At 39.8% G+C, this 24491-nt stretch carries 7 protein-coding genes and 7 pseudogenes; 9 read left to right on the top strand and 5 right to left on the bottom strand.

Going from position 1 to position 24491, the window contains the following annotated elements:
* Positions 1–30: 30 nt before the first annotated feature.
* The 6 genes and pseudogenes from ACWATR_RS31840 to ACWATR_RS31815 all read left to right on the top strand — a co-directional run bounded on the left by ACWATR_RS31840 (position 31) and on the right by ACWATR_RS31815 (position 15221).
* On the top strand, positions 31–10065 hold the full coding sequence (locus ACWATR_RS31840; protein ID WP_460341762.1) for an SDR family NAD(P)-dependent oxidoreductase: 10035 nt from the start codon (positions 31–33) through the stop codon (positions 10063–10065).
* 59 nt (positions 10066–10124) lie between these two features.
* Positions 10125–11477 (top strand): cytochrome P450, encoded by a 1353-nt coding sequence (locus ACWATR_RS31835; protein ID WP_460341760.1) that lies wholly within the window; start codon positions 10125–10127, stop codon positions 11475–11477.
* 388 nt (positions 11478–11865) lie between these two features.
* On the top strand, positions 11866–12750 hold the full coding sequence (locus ACWATR_RS31830; RefSeq protein ID WP_460341757.1) for a TauD/TfdA family dioxygenase: 885 nt from the start codon (positions 11866–11868) through the stop codon (positions 12748–12750).
* A gap of 11 nt (positions 12751–12761) precedes the next feature.
* Positions 12762–13103 (top strand): aspartate 1-decarboxylase, encoded by a 342-nt coding sequence (gene panD, locus ACWATR_RS31825; protein WP_114085962.1) that lies wholly within the window; start codon positions 12762–12764, stop codon positions 13101–13103.
* Between the two features lie 210 nt (positions 13104–13313).
* Positions 13314–13607, top strand: a pseudogene (locus tag ACWATR_RS31820) (DDE-type integrase/transposase/recombinase); the annotation flags it as partial.
* A 138-nt stretch (positions 13608–13745) separates the two neighbouring features.
* The gene (locus tag ACWATR_RS31815; protein WP_460341753.1) at positions 13746–15221 is read left to right on the top strand and encodes an NAD(P)/FAD-dependent oxidoreductase; all 1476 of its coding nucleotides are present in this window, start codon (positions 13746–13748) and stop codon (positions 15219–15221) included.
* A 136-nt stretch (positions 15222–15357) separates the two neighbouring features.
* Here ACWATR_RS31815 and tnpC read toward each other — a convergent pair.
* The 4 pseudogenes from tnpC to ACWATR_RS31795 all read right to left on the bottom strand — a co-directional run.
* A pseudogene (gene tnpC, locus ACWATR_RS31810) lies at positions 15358–16360 on the bottom strand (IS66 family transposase); the annotation flags it as partial.
* Between the two features lie 101 nt (positions 16361–16461).
* Positions 16462–17474: pseudogene (locus ACWATR_RS31805) on the bottom strand (transposase); the annotation flags it as partial.
* Positions 17475–17492: 18 nt separating this feature from the next.
* Positions 17493–18987, bottom strand: a pseudogene (locus ACWATR_RS31800) (ISNCY family transposase).
* 166 nt (positions 18988–19153) lie between these two features.
* A pseudogene (locus ACWATR_RS31795) lies at positions 19154–19462 on the bottom strand (NF041680 family putative transposase); the annotation flags it as partial.
* Between the two features lie 525 nt (positions 19463–19987).
* Here ACWATR_RS31795 and ACWATR_RS31790 point away from each other — a divergent pair.
* The 3 genes and pseudogenes from ACWATR_RS31790 to ACWATR_RS31780 all read left to right on the top strand — a co-directional run.
* Positions 19988–21235, top strand: coding sequence for a GAF domain-containing protein (locus ACWATR_RS31790; RefSeq protein ID WP_460341750.1), 1248 nt, complete (start codon positions 19988–19990; stop codon positions 21233–21235).
* A 189-nt stretch (positions 21236–21424) separates the two neighbouring features.
* Positions 21425–22311: pseudogene (locus tag ACWATR_RS31785) on the top strand (IS982 family transposase).
* 154 nt (positions 22312–22465) lie between these two features.
* A pseudogene (locus ACWATR_RS31780) lies at positions 22466–24391 on the top strand (PAS domain S-box protein); the annotation flags it as partial.
* Here the strand turns inward: ACWATR_RS31780 and ACWATR_RS31775 are convergent.
* Positions 24350–24490 carry an IS4/Tn5 family transposase DNA-binding protein gene (locus tag ACWATR_RS31775; protein ID WP_460341747.1) on the bottom strand — a complete coding sequence of 47 codons (141 nt, stop codon included), beginning with the start codon at positions 24488–24490 and terminating at the stop codon, positions 24350–24352. The pseudogene ACWATR_RS31780 and the gene ACWATR_RS31775 overlap by 42 nt on opposite strands.
* Position 24491 lies beyond the last annotated feature (1 nt).

The following is a 24491-nucleotide window of genomic DNA, read 5'->3' as shown; positions in this document are numbered from 1 at the left end:
TAAAAAATATAGATAAAAAAAGAGAGAACAATGAGCAACGAAGAAATTAGAAAAAATATCTCTTCAATTTATCCACTTTCTCCCATGCAACAAGGGATGCTGTTCCACAGTCTTTATGCACCTTATAGTGGGGTATATCTTGAACAGATGACCTTGGGTTTGAAGGGTAATATCAATGTTGCTGCTTTTGAAAGAGCTTGGCAAAAAGTTTTAGATAGACATTCAATCCTACGTACATTTTTTGTTTGGGAAAATCGCCAAACTCCATTACAAGTAGTACTAAAACAGGTTAATGTTCCTTGGAATACTCTTGATTGGCGAGAACTTTCTTCTAATGAGCAACAACAACAATTAAAACAATTATTGCAAACACAAAGAGAACAAGGTTTTAACTTATCCCAAGCACCATTAATGCGGTGTACGTTAGTCAGGCTTGGCGAAGATAATTACAAATTTATCTGGAGTCATCACCACATCCTTATGGATGGATGGTGTTTATCAATTATTTTTAAAGAAATTTTAATTTTCTATAAAGCACATCTGCTTGGTGAAAATTGCCAATTACCAAAACCACGTCCTTACCAGGATTATATTGCTTGGTTGAATTCTCAAGACAAATCAGCAGCAATTGAGTTTTGGCAACAAACTTTGCAAGGTTTTAGTGCTCCCACTCCATTGGTAATGGATAAAACTCAATTTCTGAAAGAGCAACAGTATAAAACTGCGGATTATCAGGAGAGAACAAGTAGTTTATCCCCTGAATGCACTCAGAAGTTACTTCATATAGCACAACAACATCATGTGACTTTATCAACTGTAGTACAAGCTGCTTGGGCTTTACTATTGAGTCGTTATAGTGGTGAGAAAGATGTAGTATTTGGTGTGACTGTTTCTGGTCGTCCTCCTAGCCTCTCTGAGATAGAAAATATGGTAGGACTGTTTATTAACACCCTTCCCTTACGAGTACAAGTATCCACTCAGGAGCAACTCCTACCTTGGTTGCAAAAAATACAACAGTCAATGGTTGAATTACAAGAGTATTTTTATACTCCTCTTGTTGATATTCAAGCCACTTCTGAGATACCAGGTGGAATACCTTTGTTTGAGAGCATTGTGGTGTTTGAGAATTATCCAATTGATAATTCTTTGTTGAATGAAGAAGGTTCATTACACTTAGGTGATGTAGAGGTTTTTGAACAAACTAATTATCCACTAACTTTAGTTGCAGTTCCTGGGGATAAGTTGTCAGTTAGGATTAGTTACGATACTGCTCGTTTCTCTTCAAATACTATTGAGTGGATTTTAGGGTATCTGCAAACTGTTTTATCAGCAATTGCAATTGTGGAAAATCCTTCACATAAGGTAGCTCAATTACCTTTATTAAGTGAAGTAGAACGTCATAAGTTATTGGTTGAGTGGAATAACACTGCAACAGATTACCCATCTGATAAATGTATTCATCAGTTATTTGAGCAACAGGTAGAAAAAACCCCCAACTCCATAGCAGTGGTGTTTGAAGAAGAACAATTAACCTACCAACAATTAAATCAAAAAGCGAACCAATTAGCACATTATCTACAAACTCTGGGAGTGAAACCAGAAGTGCTGGTGGGTATTTGCATAGAATACTCCATTGATATGATTGTAGGACTGTTGGGGATACTTAAAGCTGGTGGTGTATATGTGCCGTTAGATCCGAACTATCCGCAAGAACGACTGGCGTTCATGCAGGAAGATTCGAATGTGCATATCATATTGACCCAGCGGCCTCTGCTCGAAAAGATTTCCCCTCAAAATGCCCATATCGTTTGCCTGGATAGGGATAGGGATGTCATTGCTAGGGAAGGCGTTGAAAATCTGGATCGGCAAACAACACTGGATGACCTTGCATACGCAATCTATACGTCTGGTTCTACTGGAAAACCCAAAGCCGTTCTCGGCACGCTTCGCGGCATTGTCAATCGCTTGCATTGGATCTGGGAAATGCTACCATTTGGGGCAGATGAGATTTGCTCTCAGAAAACATCCATCAATTTTGGCGATCATGTTGCGGAAATATTTTCTCCCCTTCTCAAAGGAATTCCCCTTGTGATCGTTCCAGATGATATACGGGGCGATATTCCCAGGCTAATGAGCCTGTTGAGCGATCGAAAGGTAACTAGAATTGTTCTCGTTCCATCGCTATTAAAAGCGATACTGGAAAATGCGCCCCAACAACTGACAAAACTTCGATATCTCAAATATGTCTTTTGCAGCGGTGAAGTCTTACCGCTAACCTTGGCTAAGGAATTTCACCAGAAAATCAGCTCTGCCAGATTGTTCAATCTCTACGGCTCTTCAGAAGTTGCCGCTGATGTTACATGCTTTGAAGTCAAACTGAGAATCGCAAATCAAATTGAAGCAAAAAGTAAAGAGAAACTTGATGCTTTAAAAAATCTTCCTAGTGGCTCAGGGGATAGGGAAACTGCTGTCCTGCATAAAGAAATAATACATTTGCAGTTGGTAGACGAGCCAAGAGCAGATTTAGGAGAAGCTCTAGAAAAATATCTGAAAAGAAATACGATTCCGATTGGAAAACCGATTTCAAACACACAAATTTACATCCTCGACAAGTATGGCAATCTTTTGCCACCTGGTGTTACGGGTGAGCTATACGTCGGCGGAGATGGGCTTGCAAAAGGGTATTTAAATCTGCCCGAGTTAACGCGGGAAAAGTTTATCCCCAACCCGTTTGTGAAGGACAGGGGGAAAAGTAAAAAGGCACAAGCAGAAAGATTGTTTAGGACTGGAGACCTAGCCCGCTGGCAGCCGGATGGTAATATCGAATTTGTAGGGCGTATCGATCACCAAGTGAAGGTGCGGGGCTTCCGCATTGAACTTGGAGAAATCGAAGCAGTCCTCAGTACCCACCCCCAAATCCAACAAGTCGTTGTCATTGCCATAGAAGATATTCCAGGTAGCAAACGTTTAGTAGCCTACATAGTCAGTGAGGATGAATCACTAAGTACCCATCACCTGCGTGAATTCCTCAAACAAAAGCTACCAGAATACATGATGCCCAGTGCCTTTGTCATCTTAGACACCTTACCGTTGACACCCAGCGGTAAAATAGACCGTAAAGCCCTTCCAGCACCTGATGGAGAAATTAGCCGAGAACATGAATATGTCCCACCACGTACATCGGGTGAAGAAATAATAGCCAACATCTTCGCTTCTATTCTAGGTGTGCAAAATGTTGGAATCCATGACAACTTCTTTGAATTGGGAGGACATTCCCTACTAGCAACCCGATTAATTTCCCGACTCAGAGTTGCCTTTGAAGTAGAAATAGAACTAAGTGCAGTCTTTTCCTCTCCCACTGTAGCTCAATTAGAGCAAACATTAACCCAATTACGTAGTACTAATAGCGCATTAAGTCTTCCCCCCATTCAGCCAAGAACACAGAACCAACAATTACCCCTATCTTTTGCACAAGAGCGGTTGTGGTTCCTCAACCAACTTGAAGGGTCAAGTGCCACTTATAACATGCCAGGAGCAATTCGTGTCACTGGAAAGTTGGATATTAATGCCTTGCAACAAGCATTATCAGAAATAGTCCGCCGTCATGAAGTACTACGCACCAGCTTCCGAACTGTGAATGGCACACCAATACAGGTAATTCACCCAGAAGCCACCATGAACATCAGTGTGGCGGACTTACAGCAACTAGAAGCAACAGAACGGGAAAGTGTCCTTCACCAACAAGCACAACTTGCAGCAATTACCCCCTTTGACTTAGAAACTGCACCACTAATCAGGTGTAGTTTATTGCAGTTAGATGCCAGGGAATATGTGTTATTACTGACGATGCACCACATTGTCTCTGATGGTTGGTCAATGGGGATATTCAGCCAAGAACTATCTACTTTATATCAAGCTTTTAGTGCAGGAAAACCATCCCCCTTGGCAGAATTACCAATCCAGTATGCAGACTTTGCAGTTTGGCAAAGACAATGGTTAAGTGGAAAGGTACTAGAAACTCAACTCAATTACTGGCTTTCTCAGTTAGAGGGTGCACCAGAATTGTTACAATTACCTACTGACCGTCCTCGTCCAACCGTGCAAACTTTCCGGGGTACTACTCAAAGTTTTAGTTTAAATACTGATTTAAAAGAGAAGTTGCAAACCCTGTCTCGGAACTCGGGTACTACCTTATTTATGACCCTGCACGCAGCGTTTGCCACTTTACTCTATCGCTACAGCGGTCAATTAGATATTTTAATTGGTTCACCCATTGCCAATCGCAACTGCAGTGAAATTGAGTCTTTGATTGGCTTTTTTGCCAATACCTTGGTATTGAAAACCCGTTTTGAAGATAATCCCAGTTTTGAGAATTTGCTGGCACAAGTTAGGGAAACTACACTTGAAGCTTATAAACATCAGGATGTGCCTTTTGAACAGGTAGTTGAAGTACTACAACCACAACGCTCTTTGAGTCATGCACCCTTATTCCAGGTAATGTTTGTGTTGCAGAATGCACCCATGGGTGAATTAGAATTACCTGGTGTGACCCTTAAATTATTGAGTTCTCAAACAGAAACAGCCCGGTTTGATTTAACAGTATCAATGCAGCAAACTTCCGAAGCACTAGTGGGTTCATGGGAGTACAACACTGACTTATTTGATGGGTCAACTATTGAGCGCATGACTGCTCATTTCCAGAATCTGTGTAGCGCGATTGTAGAAAATCCCCAACAAAAGATAAGTGAATTACCATTATTAACAGATTCTGAGCAAGAGCAGGTACTGCACAGTTACAATAACATCGCTACAACTTACCTGCTGGATAAATATGTTCATTTCCTGAGTTCAAATAATTTACAAATTTACATTTTAGATAACCATCAACAATTAGTTCCTTTGAGTGTAGAAGGAGAAATTTATTTGGGGAATTGCGATTTACTCCCAGACAAGTTACATCCAGAACCAGAAAAATTTATAAGTTTCATAGAACATACCCAACTGGGTAAGTTATTAAAAACAGGGGAATGGGGTTGTCGTCGAGTCGATGGTTCTCTGGAATTGCTAGGAAAAGAGCATCGAATTGTCACAGTTAATGGACAACGAATTAACCTACAACGTATTGAACAAGCTTTACAAACAGCGAAAGGGGTAGAAGATTGCTATGTAATGGTACGCAATCAAAAATTAGTCGCTTACGTAGTCAAAGATGGTTCTTGGTCTAGGGAGTTTTTACACCATTATTTAAAATCTCAGTTACCTGGATACCCATTACCCTGCATCTATGTACCAGTATCTGCTTTACCATTGACAAGTTTTGGAGAAGTTGATGAAGTAGGTTTAGCTTCTATTAGCATAATTGATTCTGAGTTAATTAACACTTGGGAAGAACAAATAGGTTCTCAGGCGGAAATTGATAAAGTTGCTGTTTTTATTGAGCCAAATGTAAAAACGATTTCTCCTATACATTTAGAAGAACTTTTACCATCAACCCAAGCTATTTTCAATCAAGGTTCTACTCCAGTTGAAACTCCCAGAACTGCTAGGGGAAAAGAGAGTAGTTCCCTATTAGAAATAAAATCACCTGCCATCAGCCACGAAGAAGTATTAATCTTTCCAGAATCATCTCCAGAAACTTTAGGGGAGATGCTGCAAAAAACTGCTGGGAAATTTCCTCACAAAGGAATCACTTATATTAACTCTGATGGTTCCGAACAAGTTCAATCATATGCCCAGTTATTAGAAGATGCTCAAAGAATTCTAGGTGGCTTCAGAAAACTGGGAATTAAGCCACAAGATAAAGTTATTTTGCAATTAAAAGAAAATAAAGATTTTATTAGTGCTTTTTGGGGTTGTGTGTTGGGAGGCTTTATTCCCGTACCCGTTGTAATTCCTGTAAGCTATGACCAGCCCAATGTCAATCTAAATAAATTACAAAATAGTTGGCAGATGTTAGAAAGACCTTTGGTTTTAACAGATAAAAAATCATTGTCAGAACTAAAGAAATGGTCTCAAAATCTAAATGACGACAACTTTAAGTTAGAAACTATTGAAAGTTTACAAAAGTTCTCAACAGATAAGGATTACTATAATGCCCAACCAGAAGATTTAGCACTGTTCATGCTTACTTCCGGTAGTACAGGTATGTCTAAGGTGGTACAGTTGAGCCATTTAAATCTACTGAGTAGGACTATTGGTTCAATACAAATGAATAATTTTACCCAAGAAGATATAACCTTAAATTGGATGTCATTAGACCATGTTGCAGGTTTAATATATTTTCATATCCGGGATATTTATTTAGGATGTAAACAAATTCATGCTACTAGTCAATTAGTGATTGAAAAACCTTTAAGATGGTTGGATTGGATTGATGCTTTTGGTGTCACTGTTACTTTTGCTCCCAACTTTGCCTATAGTTTAATTAATGATTTTGTTCAAGAAATAGAAAAGCAGAATTGGAATTTATCTTCTATTCGCTTGATGTTAAATGGTGCGGAACAAATTGTTGCAGCAACAGCAAGACGTTTTTTGAAATTACTTGCTCCCTTTGGCTTATCTGGGGATGCTATGACTCCATCTTGGGGAATGGCTGAGGTTTCCTCTGGTATTACTTATTCTGACAATTTTTCACTCTTATCAAGTTCAGATGATAATTCCTTTGTAAATCTTGGAAAACCGATTAGGGGTACTTGTCTGAGAATAGTCAATCAAGACATGGAAGTATTATCAGAAGGTGAAATTGGTTTACTTCAGGTCAAAGGATTAACCGTTACTTCTGGTTATTATCAAAATCCAAAAGCAAATAAGGAAGCATTTACCGAAGATGGTTGGTTTAATACAGGTGATTTAGGATTTATAAAAGATGGATGCTTAACGATTACAGGACGACAAAAAGATATCATTATTATTAATGGAGTTAATTATTATAGTCATGAAATAGAAGCTATTGTTGAAGAATTAGGAGAGGTTGAAGTTTCTTATACCGCAGCCTGTGGAGTCTGCGTTGCTAGCAACAATACCGAAGAATTAGTAATCTTTTTCACTCCGTATGTATCTGAGAAGAATCAATTATTAGAGCTTTTGAAAAAGGTTAGGGAACAAGTTGTAAAATACTGCGGGATAAACCCAAGTTATTTAATACCCATAGATAAAGAACTGATTCCCAAAACTTCCATCGGTAAAATTCAACGTTCCCTCCTTAAGCAACGTTTTGAATGTGGTGAGTTTAAATCTCTCAGACAGAGTGTAGACTTGTTGCTTGGTAATACTAATACTATTCCCAACTGGTTTTACCGTAAAGTATGGAAAATTAAAAAAAATAAAAATAGTTTACTCAATTATTCTTCTCATAAAACTTTAACCCTAATATTTACAGATAATTTGGGTTTGGCAACAAGATTAACCGAGGAATTGTCCCAAACTGTTCAACCATATGCTCAAGTTACTATTGGTTCAAATTTTGCTCAAATTAGCCCAAATCATTATTCTATTGTTCCTGGAAATCCACAACACTATCGCTTGTTAATTGATTCTTTGAGGCAAAATAGCCAAGTAATTAGTCAAATTCTTCATCTTTGGAACTACAACGAGCAGACTGAAAAAATTTCTAGCTTGGAAAACTTAGAGTCCACTCAACAACAAGGAATTTACAGTTTACTATTTTTAGTACAAGCTTTAGAAGAAATTCAAGGCAAACAGCAAGCAGTCAAATTATTATGGATTGCTAATCAAAGCCAATTAGTTCATCCCACAGATAAAATTCAACCCGAAAAATCCACTGTTTTAGGCTTACTTAAAACTGTTAGTCAAGAAATGCCTTGGTTAACTACTCGTCATTTAGATTTACCATTAGCACCAGAACTCAACAATAGTTATATTTGGCAAGAACTGTATTCTGCTGATAAAGAATTGGAAGTTGCTATACGCAATAGAGAACGTTTTGTGTCTGGTCTGGAACCAGTAGATATGACTGCTAAGGAAAAACAAAAAATTCCGATTATACCAGGAGGAACGTATCTAATTACAGGAGGGCTTGGAGGAATTGGGACTGTTATTGCAAAGTACTTATTAGAACATTATCAAGCACATTTAATATTAGTTGGTAGAACTCAAATTGAAGATAATAATGAGGAAGCTAGCACAAAATTGCAGAGGTATCAAGAATTAGAAAAACTACCAGGTTCAATAATTTATCAAACTGTAGATATTTGTGATTTAGTAGGTTTACAACAGGTAGTAGAAAAAGCAACACAAGAATGGAGGACTCAACTTGATGGGGTATTTCATATGGCTGGGATTATTCAGGAAACGCCAATCGAGAAAGAAACCCCAGAAAATATCGCTGCTGTTTTACGTCCTAAAGTTAGCGGTACTTGGGTATTGCATCAATTGCTCAAGGATAAAGAAAATGCTTTATTTGTCCACTTTTGTTCTGTAAATGGTTTCTTTGGAGGAACCAATGTTGCAGCTTATAGTGCAGCAAATAGTTTTCAGTCAGCATGGAGCGATTATCAACAACAAAACGGTTTCCAAAGCTATTGCTGCTCTTGGAGTATGTGGAATGAAACCGGAATAAGTCATGGCTATCAATTCCAAGAACTCAGTCGTGCTAAGGGCTATTTTATTATTACTCCTCAACAAGGATTTTACTCATTTTTAGCAGCTTTATCTGGTTCGGAACATAATCTATTAATCGGATTGGATGGAACTAAAACAAATGTTGAACATTTGATTCGTGATTGTCAGCCCAAGCAGAAATTAACTGCTTACTTCACCTCTCCCACACCAGAACTTGCTGCACTCTCCTTACAAAAGTTACAACTACACGATCGCTTTGGAATACCCAATCAAATTAACTTTGTCCAACTTGAACAAATACCCCTTACTCAAAGAGGAGAAATTAATCGGGAACAAATTGCTGCTATATATGGAGGTTTGAATACTTCTGAGCAGACAAAACCACGGAATCAAACAGAACGTCAGTTAGTTGAGATTTTCCAAGAAGTTCTCAATCTACCCTCTGTTGGTATTCATGACAACTTCTTTAGCTTAGGAGGACATTCCCTTCTAGCTGTCCGTCTAATGTCCGAGATTCAACAACAATTCCAGAAAAATTTACCTTTAGCCACTCTTTTTCAAAATCCCACCATTGAACGACTAGCACTTCTTGTTGGTTCCGATTCCGGAGCCGAACTTTGGTCTCCATTAGTACCAATTCAACAAAACGGTTCATTACCACCTTTGTTCTGTGTACCAGGAGCAGGTGGAAATGTTCTCTACTTCCACCACTTAGCACAATATCTTGGGAATAATCAACCGTTATACGGTTTACAAGCCCAAGGTCTTGATGGTGAAACCGAACCTCATAAAAGTGTTGAAGAAATAGCCTCCCAACACATTAAAGCAATTCAAACAGTTCAACCAGTTGGTCCTTACTTCTTGGCTGGTCATTCCTTTGGCAGTCATGTAGTATTTGAAATGGCGAATCAACTACAACTTATTGGAAAGTCTGTTGCTTATGTTGGAATTTTAGATACTCATGCACCAACTTCTCAAGCTAATCATCAGAATGATTTTTCTAACTGGGATAATGCAAAGTGGATATATCGAATGGCTGAGGTTATTGAAGATATTGTTGGAGAAAATCTATTTTTATCTTATGAAACTCTAACTTCTCTAACTCGGGAGCAACAATTAAATTATTTCAAGCAAAAGTTAGAAATAGTTGGTTTTTTGCCTGCTCAAACAGATATCAAAATGGTTCGTGGTTTATTACAAGTTTTCCAAACTCAATGTCAAATTAAGTATGAACCGGAAAAGACTTATAAAACTCCAATCACTTTGTTCTGTGCGAGGGAGATAAATCCAGAGCAAGAAAGTTCTTCTCACATTTTCCAAGAGCCAACATGGGGTTGGAATCAGTTTTCTGATGGAGAAGTGGAAATCCATATAGTTCCGGGTAATCATGTTTCAATGCTGAGTGAGCCTCATGTCAAGGTATTGGCTCAACAAATGCAAATATCTCTTGAACAAGCACAGAAAACCCATCAATTGGAAAAATGAAATTCAATAGTGTCCAAAGTCTAATTAGTAAATTTACGCCAAATCCAGCATAACTAAGAATGATTAATACTGCTAAATCCTCATTACTTCCTGGTCCCAATACACCATCTTGGTGGAACTTATTGCAATGGCTTAATAATCCTTGTGAATTTTTGGAACAGTGTCGAGCACGCTATGGAGACACTTTTACCTTCAAAGCTATTGGTTTTGAACCTTTAGTACTTATTAGTAATCCTAAGGATATAAAAGAAATTTTTGATAAACACAAGTATTTTGACAGTGGAAAAGCTAAAGCTAACGATTTAGCAGGATTTTTTTTAGGCAACAATTCCGTCACCTTGCTTGATGGAAGTAGTCATAAACGACAGCGTAAACTACTGATGCCTGCTTTTCATGGTCAAAATATATCTAACTATGGAGAACTAATATGCCATGCAACGAAGCAGGTTACTTCTAATTGGCAACCTGGTCAAAGATTGATTATTTACAAGGAAGTCAAAGAAATTACGCTGCGAGCGATGTTAACGGTTTTACTGGGTTCAGATAAAACGGAACGTTATCAACAACTCAAATTGATAGTTAATCAAATAGTATCCACTATAACTAATCCCTTTGCTTCTAGCTCTCTTTTCTTCAATGTGTTTAGAAGAGACTGGGGTTCTTGGAGTGCCTGGGGTAATCTTTTACGTTGCCAACGTCAGATTGCAAATATCATTTCTGCAGAAATCAAAGAACGTAGAGAAAATTATAACAATTACAACAATGATATCCTCAGTATGATGATGGCAGCACGAGATGAAAATGGAGGAAAAATGACAGATGAGGAGTTGCAAGATGAGTTAATGACACTTATCTTTTCTGGATATGAAACTACATCTGCAGCAATAACATGGGCATATTATTGGATTCATTACTTACCAGAGATAAGAGCCAAGTTATTTCAAGAATTAGATGAGTTAGGAGATAATCCAGACCCAACGGAAATAAGCAAATTACCTTATCTCAATGCAGTTTGTGCTGAAACCTTGAGAATATATCCAGTTGGTCTAACTACTTTTCCTCGAATTGTAAAATCGCCAATAGAAATTGGAGGTCATCAATTTGAGGTAGGAACTTGTCTTTATCCATGTATTTATCTAATTCACCACCGGGAAGAACTATATCCTAACTCTAAAGAGTTTAAGCCAGAACGTTTTCTAGATAATAAATTTTTAAATTATGAGTATTTCCCTTTCGGTGGCGGTAACCGAACTTGCATTGGTATGGCATTTGCTCAGTTTAAAATGAAGTTAGTATTGGCTAATATTTTGCGGAATTGGCAATTGGAATTGGTAGGCAAACCTCCTTTAAAACCAGTACGAGATATTTTCTCAATTTATCCTCAAGGTGGATTAAAAATGGTTGTATTGTAAAAAACTGAAGTTTAAACTATTAGAGTAGAGGATGTTTAAAATATTTTTTACTCAACTCCCAATTTTTTAAACATCCTCTTAAAAGCTTATATCGGCGGATTATTGCATTCCCAGGTAAAATCAATAGCTGGTAAGTCTTTTGGAAAGCTTTTTGGTCTACTGAATGTAAATAATTCTGTTTAAACATACTTATCATGCTCTAAATAAACATGCAATAGAGGCATTTAAATTTATGTTTGATTATTACCTAGCTATATCGAGGGATTTACAACCTATATCAGCAAGACTTATAGTATTTTTTTTGAAAACGTATTTATTGTAAACATGAGAATTCTAAAAAAATTAAGCTAGTTGTAGCAGAGCAGTGACATCCAGGAGAAAATTAAAAGTGTATTCAATAGAAATTGAAAATCTAATAATTAGAGTGAAAAGTGTATTAGAAATGCCAGTTTCTAAAGAAGCTGAGATGGCAAATAAATTTAATGAGTTTGGATTCGTAATACTAGAACACGAACCTTCAGCAACACCTAAGAATAACTTATTAAAATTGTCTGATTATTTTGGAACAATTATTCAGCACGAACATTCTGATTCACAGGGAATTGTCCCCATCAGTCCTGTTGATAGTTATCCAGAATATGTAAATACTACAACTACAGATTTATCGTTACATACGGATGGAGCGTTCACAATTACTCCACCAAAAGTAATGGCAATGCAGTGCCAGATTGCTGCTGCAAATGGCGGGTTCACGAAGCTTATTGATGGCAAGCTGGTATATGAACATCTAAAGCGGACAAACCCAGTTGGATTATTAACTTTGTTTAATCCTAATGCGATTACAGTCAAAAGAGATAATAAAAAAGCAACTAAACCTATTTTTGAAGAACATCATGCTGGGCTTATTGTAAGGTTTAGAGCAGATAATGCAGCTCATGTTTCGGTTGAATCGAAAAGTTTTGCGGCATTTAAATCATTTGAAAACTTTGTAAATAATCCTGATAATCAAGTAATTTTTAAACTGGCACAAAACCAAATAATTATTGTAGATAATACTAGAGTTTTGCATGGAAGAACTGCATTTTGCAAACAAGAGTATAGGCTACTAAATCGACTTTGGTTTGATGGACAATCTAATATTATAAATTTAAAGTTTGGTATTTCTATAGCCCAAAAAAACTTGAGTTTATTTGCTAAAAAGTATCAGCCATCTCAAATAAATATAGGCTCAGATATTTCTCAGTCAACTCAATTGAAATTTAAAGCCACATGAGGAAAGAAACGATGCGTATTATGTTGAAGTCGAAAATTCACAGAGCGACGGTGACGGAAGCCAACGTTAACTACATCGGAAGTATTACAGTAGACAAAGTTCTGATGGAAAAGGCAGACATACTACCGGGTGAAAAGGTTATGGTGGTGGACAACACTAATGGTAATCGTCTAGAAACCTATGTCCTAGAAGGTGAGGAAAATTCCGGGGTCATCTGTATGAACGGTGGCTCCGCCCACCTAGTCAATTCAGGAGACCTTATCACATTGCTAGCATTCGAGGTAACTGACGAAATCAAGGAACCGAAAAAAATTATCGTGGATGAAAACAACAAGTTTCTCAAGTACCTGTAAAGCGTAAGCCCATCGCATTTTAAAAGTGTGCTTTTAAAGGTTGTGTCGCAAAAAGCTGAGTGAGATAGTGCAGGGTAGGAAATCCTTGTCGTTAATGCTTAGAGCTTGTCATGTAACAACCTTGCCTCTTTTGAGCTAGAAATGTCTTCTCAGTAAGCTTTCTAGATAATAAATTGTAAAAGTTGTTTCTTGACAGGCTCTTAGCTTTCCATTTCCACTCGCTCCCTGTTCAAATGGCGTCACCTTTTGCCAGAAATCATCCTGCTTAATGTGCGTTGGTACTGCCGCTCGTTGTTCTATTGGGACTTGGAGGAGATGATGTAGGAGCGAGGCATAGACGTGGATCATTCCACCCTGAATCGATGGGTGTTGAAATGCGGCTTGGAACTGGATTTCGGATTCGTCCTCATTTATTTGAAGCAGACGAATGATTCATGGCGGGTAGACGAAACTTACATCCAAGTTAAAGGGGAGTGGAAGTATCTTTATCGGCCGGGGAACAGTGTAGCTCAAGCCAAGTTTATCAAAGAAATCTTTGGAGTTGTCGCTTAATGCCACACGAGTAAGACAGATTGTTTGTCCCTAGGCGACACAACCGCCATTGTTGCGAAAATACTGTATCTTTTGGAGAAGAAACCTGCAATGTCTACACTGCCTAATTCCACACAGATTCTAATTATCGGAGGGGGACCTTCTGGATCTACTGCTGCTACCCTATTGGCTCGTGAGGGCTTTGATGTAACGCTTTTAGAACGAGAGGTATTCCCGCGTTACCACGTTGGGGAATCTCTTTTGCCCTCTGCTTTAGAAATTTTTGACCTGCTTGGCGTACGCGAGAAAATTGAAGCTTATGGCTTTCAGCGTAAACCTGGAGCGTACATAGAATGGGGAACGGAAAAGTGGAGCCTCAATTTTGGGGAACTTACGGGGGACAACACCTACAGCTTCCAAGTTCGCCGTGACGAATTCGACCACTTGCTTTTAGAGCATTCAAAGAGCCAGGGTGTGAAGGTTTTTGAAGGGACTAAAATTCGCCAGTTGTCTTTTGATGGCGATCGCCCGCGCAGCGCTACTTGGTCACAATCAAATGATACTACCGGGGAGATTTCTTTTGACTTTATGATTGACGCTTCAGGTCGTGCTGGGATCATGGCGACGGAGTATCTGAAAAACCGCCGTCTACACGACGTATTCCAGAATGTTGGCATCTGGGGGTACTGGAAAAACGCCTTGAGACTACCTAAAGGTCAGTCGGGTGCGATTGCCTTGGGCTCCATTGCAGATGGTTGGGTGTGGGGAATTCCTTTGGATGAGGAAATTATGAGCGTTGGTGTAGTGATGCATAAGTCAACCTACAAGGAGAGACTGACTAAGAACTTGAAGGATATCTACGTGGAGGCGATTGCAGAGTGTCCCTTGATAGCGGATCTGGTTGCACTAGGGGAGCTAGTCTCAGACGTGAAAGTTGAGCAAGATTACTCTTACACTTCCGACTCCTTTTCAGGACCAGCCTACTTCATATCGGGAGACGCTGCTTGCTTCCTAGACCCCCTACTATCGAGTGGGGTGCATCTTGCTACCTATAGCGCTTTGTTAGCCGCAGCCAGTATCACAAGTGTTATACGTGGCGAGGTGACTCAGTCACAAGCTGCTTCTTTCTACGATCATAGCTATCGGCAGGCTTATTTGCGTTTCTTAGTGTTCGTATCAGCCTTCTACGATCAAAACCGTGGCAAGGATTCCTATTTCTGGGAGGCACAACGGCTTAGTCGCCGTGACTTCGGCAGTTCTAACCTAAAGCTAGCATTCTTGAATCTGGTGTCCGGCGTCGAGGACTTGGAGGACGCTAAGGAGGGGATTGCCGATTTTGTTATGGCAGAGATGTCTCAGCGGATTCAGTCAAGCCACAGCATTAGGCAAGACAAGCAGGCGTTGGCAATCGAAAGGGAAAAAGGTAACGAGGTAATGAAGACAAATGCCCAGTTTTTCAATGCAGTCGAGGGATTTTCCATACTATCGGCAGTTGGGGCAGTTGATGGTCTATATGTTACAACTCAGCCAAAATTAGGATTGGTACAGGTAATCCCTCTCCAAAGAAACTCTTTGCTCCACACTTAGAGCCTGGAAATACTAAAAATGGTAAAAATTTATGCGATGCTGATCGCCAAGACGAACATCTTGTCATGACGTAATTGTTCATGATCGAATGGCACTAAGAAAAGCTCTAAGCTATACGGGATAAGGAGTCTAGCTACTCAAGAGTCTGAAACCATTGAGCATAGTGTCTAAAAGCTTCATCAATTAAACTAACAAATACTTCACCGATAGCTTGATTATGAAGACCGGGAAGTTGAATTAATTTTTTGAAGTGACGGCGTAGATGAGCTAAACATTTTTGTTGGGCAGTAACTTGATGCCGTTGTAAACACTAAAATCGTTGCTGATAATTACGCCTTGATATTGGGTTCCTAAAATTGCTTCTAATTCGGATCGTGAGCGAGTATCAGCCGCAGTAAACAAGCAAAACTCAGAATTAGCAACTACCCACAACCATTCTTTGGTTCCTTTGACTGACCAAGGTGTTTCATCCACATAAATGTTCGGCTGCGTCTGTTTTAGCCAATTACTTAACTCAGTGATGCTTGGTTCAATTGCTCCAGTTATTCGTTCATTGGTTGCAACTAACGTTCCCAGCCCAATATCGATTTGCCCCAGTTCCCACAACATTTCCTGCTGTTTTTCGTAGGGCATATGTGCATAGTTATTTGCCCATCCTAAAAACGCCTGTAATTTCACCCCTAAATCTTGTCCTGGAATGATATCTTCTGGCCAAGAGGCAGCTTGTACATTGCCACAACTCTCACACACGCAGGTTTGGCGTTGATACTCCACTATTTCTATAGGACGTTCTACTAGTTGCGCTACCGCGTGTTTTTCTACTTTTACTGCTAGGGGTGCAAATGTTTTTTGGCCACAGTAAGCACAATCCGTAGGACTGATAATTTCATAGCGATCTACTCTGCCAAAGCCCTTACGGGTTTTGCCTTGATGTCCTGGCTGCCCACCTGGTTTCTTTTTGGGCTGATTTGATTCCTCTTCTTGAGGTGGTGCTTTTTGTTTTCACTCTTTTTGTGAATGTCAAGAGACGGTGGTTTCGACGAATTAGAACTGTCTAAATCTCTACTGACTTTTAAACGCTCTATTTCTTGTTGTAGTTCTTTGATGATTTTCTGTAACTCACGTATTACTTGAGTTTGGACTAATTAGCATTTAGCAGTAATGAATAGAAGGCAAGAAAAAGTTACCCAACTTCTTTCAGAGGCTGAGTTAAGTTGAATCGTTGAAAAAGAAGCAGAACCTAAGCAGCAGTTGAGTCGGCTTTGTTCAGTGATTCTTGGGATTTAGCTTTTTTAGATGCGTGTTTTTTGACAATGGGATAACGAGGACGTAAAGGTGGCTGATGCCCTTGGGCGCGACCAGGTGATTTACCGCGAGTTTTAGGGGGTTGAGCAGGAGTACCAATGGCGGCTAAAATTAGTGGAAAGGCTTGTGCGACGCGCCCTGGAGATAGTTTATCCTGATTTGATTGCCAAGGTAATGGGGAGTCGATACAGGCAACTCTAGCTAACCATAGTTGCCAAGTTAACAGGGGCATCAGGTGACTCCATCGCTCTGCTGCCTGAGTAGAGCCAAGTTGAGGTTGTGTCCAATACAACCTCTGCTTCGCTTTCTCGATACCAATGCTCTAGGGCAAAACGGCGCAAGTATTTGTGCCATAGATCCTCTAATGCAGGCATTGTCTGACCCAAACAAGCTAGCCATAAGGGTTGGAACTTACGATAGCGTCCGACTGGTTGGATCACCTCGACGCGAATGATTTCCATTGCTCGGTTTGGGGATTGAAGGAAATGAAACCCACTCCAACGCATTACTTTAACTCGACCAAATTTTAGGTCTTCAACTTCTAGAGTTTCAGTTGCTACAGGCCAAGTTTCAGGGTCATTGAGCTTAAACTTATGACCATGCTTACACGGTGCGCCTCGTCCTTTATAAGCACTAGGTTTACCCCATACGCATCGGTTAGAAGCTAAACGTAACAACAGGTCTGCATTAATCTCCTCCGTCGCTTGCACAAATTTGGCGTTGCCGTAACCTCGGTCATAAGCGGCAAGCGGCCTTTTTCCTAACTCACGAGTGATTTGTTTGAGTTGGAATGCTGCTTTGCTTGTTGGCGTTTCAAAGGTGGTGAGCCGTTCATGTTTCAACGGCAATGCCCAACTCCCATCTGCCTCTGGTATCCACGAAGACAGTGCTGTAACTTTGTCCGATACCTATGCTTCCCTTGGAGTCCCCATGAAAAGTTCTTTCTTTCTAGCGTGGCAAAACTTACTAGAGAAGACGACTCTCTAAATTAGCCAAGTAACCCTTGGGGTCTCTGCGAAATCGATATTGTTCAATTCTGGCAATGCGTGGTGTTTTTGCAATTGAGAGCGTAATTCGAGCCAAGTAACGATATCAACTTGTGCTAAATCAGATGCGGTAAAAGAATGAAGTTTAGTAGCGATGGCACAGGCAAGTTTGACAGAACCACGAATAACGAGGGATGAGGGGGCAACCTTACGACCAGTACAACGACGTTGATGATGACGTAGCATACCAAAAGCATGTTCTAAGTCATTATTAGTTCTGGGAAAATCTTCAATTTCATAACAATGAAAAAGTCCAGACCAGTAGTTATGAGTGGTTTTTATAAAGTTATCGATTGCGCTACTAAGTGTACCAGCTTTCTGTTTTTGTTGGGACATTTCTGTTAATAATTCCTGATAACTTTGTTTAACTCCAGCAGCATCAAGACCTATTTTATTATTGAGAATATTACTAGCTTTATCAACCCACTGATATGCAACTATAACAGGTGAAAATAAAGATGCAGTTGCAGATAATCCCTTAGCTATAAGGTGTTTTAGGTTGACTAAAGGTGGTGGTAAAGCACTTTTTTTTCCATCCGTTCTAAGCTTTGCTCTATCAATGTCAAATTTTCTTGTAACTTTAATCCAGATGCTTCTAACGGTGGATGACCATCATTGGTTATAGAACTACGTACTGCCGAACAATAATCTTCAATAATTGTCGCCAAATCCTTATCTTCATTGGTAATACTACGTTCAATGTCTCGTAATCCTCTAACTTTTTTCTTTAATTCCTTTTTTGCATGTCGATCCGCCTCATATATGGGAATAATAGCCTCCTTCAGGTAATGATAATGACATAAACCATGAGCAATACTAGGTAATGCTAACCTAACAGCTTTGCGAATTGATTGTTGTCCATCACTAACAACGCCATCAATTGGTACATTTAGGGTATTAGTTACTTCTAATAATAACGCCACTAAATCTTCATTTCTTGATGATAATAAGGTTTTAGCAAGTATTATTTCTCCTGATAAGCAATCTCGAATTACCCATAATACTTCATGTCCAATTTCTGGCTGCATTCCATCGATCGCTAATATCACCCGTCCTTGATCAGCCACTATTGCTTTTAACCTTTTATGGTCTTTTAGCCATAAAGAAAGTAATTCGTCATATCTGTCAATTAGGTACGTGACCGTTCGTTGACTGATACATATACCCTTTAATTCAAGGTAAGTGTGTATTTGAGGAACACTTCTATGTTCTTGGTAGCGTAATGCTCCTATATAAGCAATCACATCCAAACCAAATTCGTTTTGTGGTAGAGCGAGTGACCCTTCTTGCTCTGGTCGATATGCTTTTTTATACCGCACACATAACTTATTTTGACATCGACGAATTTTTAGCTGTAGTTCTACTACCCCATTTAATGTTCTTATATGTCGAGGATTATTGTATTCATTCCACATTGCTTCCCCGCACGAAGGGCATCTTTTTTGAACACAATCGAGTACTTCAAACGATGTTGCCTCTGGTTTTAGACTTTTTCTTGCCAAGTTTTCGCACCATTATTTCGCTACAAGGTCAAGATTACAGGATTTTTACTCTTCTCTAGTAAGTTTTGCCACGCTAGCTTTCTTTTAGTGTCTTCGCTTCTGGTCGTGCCCAAAAGCTATGATCTCCTGCTAGAAATGGCTGTTCATCCGTCGCTATCTCCTGTACCAGCAGCTTCATCAGCAACATTTTCGGTGGACGACTATCATGCAGTGCTGCATAAACGCTCGACCATTGCCGTCGAAATACTGGGCTTTGTGACAAGCTTACAAACGATGGGATACTCGGACTTGTCAATACTGCATCCATCAATTCAAATACAGCATCTTTTGCCTTCCCCAAACAATCGTAGATAGCTTGCCGGAATTTTTCTAGTTGTGTCAAGATCATCACGTCAATGATTTATCGATTACTTTCATTGACTTTACGGCAGTCAGTGTTACTGCTGACTGCTTTTCTCTAGCCTTTTAGTCCAAAGTCCAGGTATTACCTTGTTCTGCTCAATGATTATCTCTACCAGTTCTTCCTTCGATAACTGGTTCAAGCTTTCTCGGTCTAAAACAGTACGGCAGGTTTTGGTTCATATCTGTGATACTCCCCCTTAAGTGTTCCCTTTGTCAATACTCTGCTACCTGAATCCTTACAATTTTGGGAAATGAATTTATAATCTACAATTAAACTAATTATATTTTAAGCCCTTGCCCAAAATTACCATATTTTGGGTTATTTTTATCGGATTTTTCTTAACATTCAACACTTCTGCTTTTAACCATACTTTTTGACTGCCATAATTTTCTCAGCTATGGACAGCATTCGTATAGTCCCCCCCTAATTCGCGATGATATCTCGCGAATTATTTTTCCTTTCTTTGGTCTTCTTGCCAAATTGGGATGCTCCTCGAATTGGCTGGCAATATTGCGGCAGACTATTCTTAATTTGCAAGATAGACCTGAGAATTTCAGCCGCTTAGTTAGTCGGCTACATAATGAAGAACAGGCGTTATCACACGCTATTGCAGTTAAAGATGGAACTGCAATCCAAATACTCTATTTGCACAAAGTCATGTTGTGTTATCTATTTGAAGAACACCATCAAGCTGAACAGACTGCTATTTTGGCAAGGCAACATTTTGAAGAGGTGACAGCAATAACGGTTCTACCTATATTCTGTTTCTATCATTCGCTGGCGCTTTTGAGCCTATCGCCTGATGCTTCAAACTCTGAAAAAGTAGCTTGGCTAAACTCTGTTAACACCAACCAAGAAAAAATGCAGAAATGGGCAGAACATGCTCCCATGAATTATCTACATAAATTTTATCTAGTCGAGGCAGAGAAAGCGCGAGTCTTAGGGCAATTTCTTGAGGCTGAAGAGTTTTATGAACAAGCGATCGCAGGTGCTGCTGAAAATGAGTATATCCAGGAAGAAGCACTCGCCTATGAATTAGCGGCTAAACATTATCTGGCGCGAGGTCGGTCAAAAATTGCTCAAACTTATATGAAAGAGGCGCACTATTGCTACGATCGCTGGGGCGCAATCGCTAAAGTTAAAGACTTAGAAACTCGCTATCCACAGTTCTTTTCTCAGTCGTCTAGAGCCGCTTCCACATCAATTCCTATTACTGCTGAAACTATCTCTAATCCCTTCCATACCGCTTTCGATTTAGCAGCAGTGATGAAAGCTTCACAGACGATTTCTCGTGAAATTGAACTGAAGCAATTGCTGCGATCGCTGATGCAAACTTTAATTGAGAATGCTGGCGCACAAACCGGATATCTGATTTTAGAAAACTCAGGAGAATGGTCGATTGAAGCGGCTTGTGAACTCAATGCCGATGAGAATGCTTGTGCGACTCAGGTGTTACAGTCTATTCCAATTGCCGATCAATTGCCAGAATCAATCATTCAATATGTGATTCGGACTCTAAAGCCTGTCACCTTAAATGATGCGACTCGTGAAGGTGCTTTTATTAATGAGCCATACATTCAACAGAACCAGCCTCAATCTATTTTCTGTTTGCCGCTGCTGAATCAAGCCAAGCTGGTCGGTGTATTGTATTTAGAAAATCGGTTAGCAGTTGGAGTATTTACACCAGAGCGATCGCAGGTCTTGCAGCTATTATCACCTGAGTTCGATGTAAGGAAAGAAGCTATAAATCTTTCCTGATAAGAGTTACAGGATTTTGTTAGGCTTGAGTAATTGTCAATAATTTTAAGCTATTTATAAATAATTGCTAGTAGACAACTTCAATAAGTAAATTTTTCTAACAAAAACCTAAGTAATATTACTAGCAACAATCAATATTGTCTCTAAGCTCTGAGAATAAAGTAATTATTTCAGAGAGAGGAACGGATAATGGAATTAGAAAAATTATTTTATGAAATAGATAATTTTTGTGTGATTTTTGAAGAAGCTTTTCAGTCTAAAGCTATTGCATCTCAAAAGCAACAAAGAGAAAGCAAGAGTCAACTATGTTTAAGTGAGGTCATGACAATAATAGTCTATTTTCATCATTCTAATTATCGAAATTTTAAGAGTTATTATCAAGAGAATCTAGTAAAATATCATCAAAAAGAATTTCCGTGTTTGGTAAGTTATAACAGATTTATCGAATTAATGCCTCATACTTTAATGCCCTTAATCTTATACTTAAATTCTCGGAAAGGAAAAATCACTGGCATCAGTTTTATTGACAGTACATCGATTCCAATTTGTCATCCAAAAAGAGCAAAAAGAAATAAAGTATTTAAAGGGTTATCGGGTTGGGGAAAGAGTTCTGTAGCTTGGTACTTTGGGTTTAAGCTTCATTTAATCATTAATGAGCAAGGAGAATTATTAGCTTTTCAAGTAACTCCTGGAAATACAGATGACCGAGTACCAGTTCCGACCTTAACTCAAAATTTATGGGGTGATCTTTTTGGAGACAAAGGGTATATTTCTAAAAAGCTATGGGAAGAACTTTGGTCAATAATATCAAGCTAATTACTCCCTTTAAGAAAAACATGAATAATAAGTTGATTGAGTTGTGGGAAAAACTGATGTTACGCAAAAGGTCGTTAATTGAAACTGTTAATGACCAATTAAAAAACATTTCTCAAATTGTTCATTCTCGCCATAGAAGTGTTAATAATTTTATGGTTAATCTCCTTGCAGGTTTAATTGCTTATACTTTTCAAGAGAAAAAACCCTCTTTAAAGCTAGATAAAAATGAAGCCGAAAATTTACCTGCTTTGTTAGTTTAATTACTCTTTTTATTGAAGTAAATTATTTAACTTAAATTTTCCAAAGTAGCAGTTTTTGGATTAGCTTATTTTGACTATTAATTCTCAAGAAGAATCACTAATTGATAGAACATCGACTACGACTCATTTTTAAGCGTTTCTGTTATGTCGAACTCAGGTATTATCGACTCAAGCAGCGATTGCCATCGAAAATGCCAACCTTTACTCAGAACTACAGGCTAAGGAAAGCAAGATCACCCAGTTCCTCGAAGCGATTCCGGTGGGAATTGCGATCGTGGATGCGATGGGTCGCCCTTACTATACCAACCAATGCGGCAATCAACTCATAGGCAAAGAAACTGATACTTCCATCGCACCGGAGCAGATATCAGAGGCTTATCAACTTTATGTAGCGGGAACGGATCAAATCTATCCAGCGGAGAGCTTGCCTATTGTGCGGGCATTAAGGGGCGAACGCGTTAGGACTGAAGATATAGAAATTCGTCGAGATCAGGTCACAATTCTACTTGAGGCACGGGGAACACCAGTTTTCGATCGACAGGGCAATATCACTTATGCGATCGCTACCTTTCAGGATATTACAGAGCGCAAACAAGCCGAGAAACTCCTAGCTGACTACAACTGCACTTTAGAGCAACAGGTCGCAGAACGAACTGCTGCGTTACGACAAAGTGAGGCCAATTACCGCAACCTGCTACAAACCGCGAATTCAGTCATCATTCGCTATGATCCGCAAGGACGAATTCGATACATCAACGATTATGGGGTAAAACTCCTGGGCTATGAAGAACATGAGATTTTAGGGCGAACCTTATTTGAAACGATCATTCCAGAAGTCGAACTCTCTGGACGCGATGTAAGACCTATAGTTCACGATTTACTTCGTAATCCTCAATCGTACCCACAAGGCGAGGGTGAAAACCTGTGTCGAGACGGTAGACGGGTTTGGATTGCCTGGTCGAATCAAGCCATCTTCAATGACCAGGGAGATGTCGTTGAAATCTTATCGGTGGGCAATGACACCACCCAGCGTAGGCAAGCAGAAGAGGCATTACAACGCAGTGAAGCCAAGTTCCGAACTATCTTTGAAAACTCGCAGGTCGGCATCTTCCGAACCCGCCTCTCGGATGGATTACTTCTCGATGCCAATCAACGCCATGCCAATCTGTTTGGCTTTGATTCACCAGAGGAGAGCATTGGGCTTGAATACGCCACAGACTACTATGTAAATCCCAGCGATCGCCAACAATTCCTTGAGTTGCTGAAGCGTGATAGGGAAGTGCGAAGCTATGAAGCACAGGGGCGAAAACGAGATGGGACAGTGTTTTGGGGACTTTTCTCTGCTTATCTGAATGCAGACGATGGATACATCGAAGGCGTGATTGCGGATATTAGCGATGTCTACGACGAGCTTCGCTTACGCAAACAAGCAGAAGCAGCCCTGCAAGCCTCAGAGTCAAAGCTACGGACTCTAATTGAGGCAATTCCCGATCCATTATTTGTACTGACTGCTGAAGGGCGATTCCTTGAAATAATCGCACAGGAACCAAATCTACTATGGCAACCCATTGAGGAGATGATTGGTAAAACCATGCATCAACTCGGAAAGGAACAAGCCGATGAATTTCTAAGTTATATTCAGCAGGTGCTGAGAACCCAACAAATCCTCACAGTCGAGTACAGTGCGTTTCTAAATGGACGAGAAGCCTGGTTTTCGGCTCGCATTGCCCCAATCAATCACGACCGGGTGATTTGGCTATCGCGAGATATTACGGCGCTGAAGCAAGCAGAAGAAGCCTCAATTTTAGAGGAGCGCAACCGCATGGCACGCGAAATTCACGACACACTCGCTCAGGCGTTTACAGGTATTCTGGCTCAGGTAGGAGCTGCAAAACAGGTGCTAACAGATGATTTGGAAGCAGCTCAGGCGCATTTAGACCTGATTAAAGAATTGGCGCGAACTGGACTGACTGAAGCGCGGCGATCGGTCGTGGCACTCCGTCCCCAGCTTTTGGAGTCGGGCAGTCTACAGAGCGCTCTACATCGTCTCGTTGCTCAACTCAGAACTGCCGCAATGGAACCCAAGACTAAGAGCATAGCCTATCGACATTGCACGCTCATTCAATCGGTGATCGCCGAGTTCTAAAGTTGCAAAATTTTTTTCCCACCAGTCCAGCATT

Source organism: Nostoc sp. UIC 10890, assembly GCF_054786515.1.
Note: the sequence above shows the minus strand (reverse complement) of the source record. Positions and strands in the feature narration are given on the sequence as shown.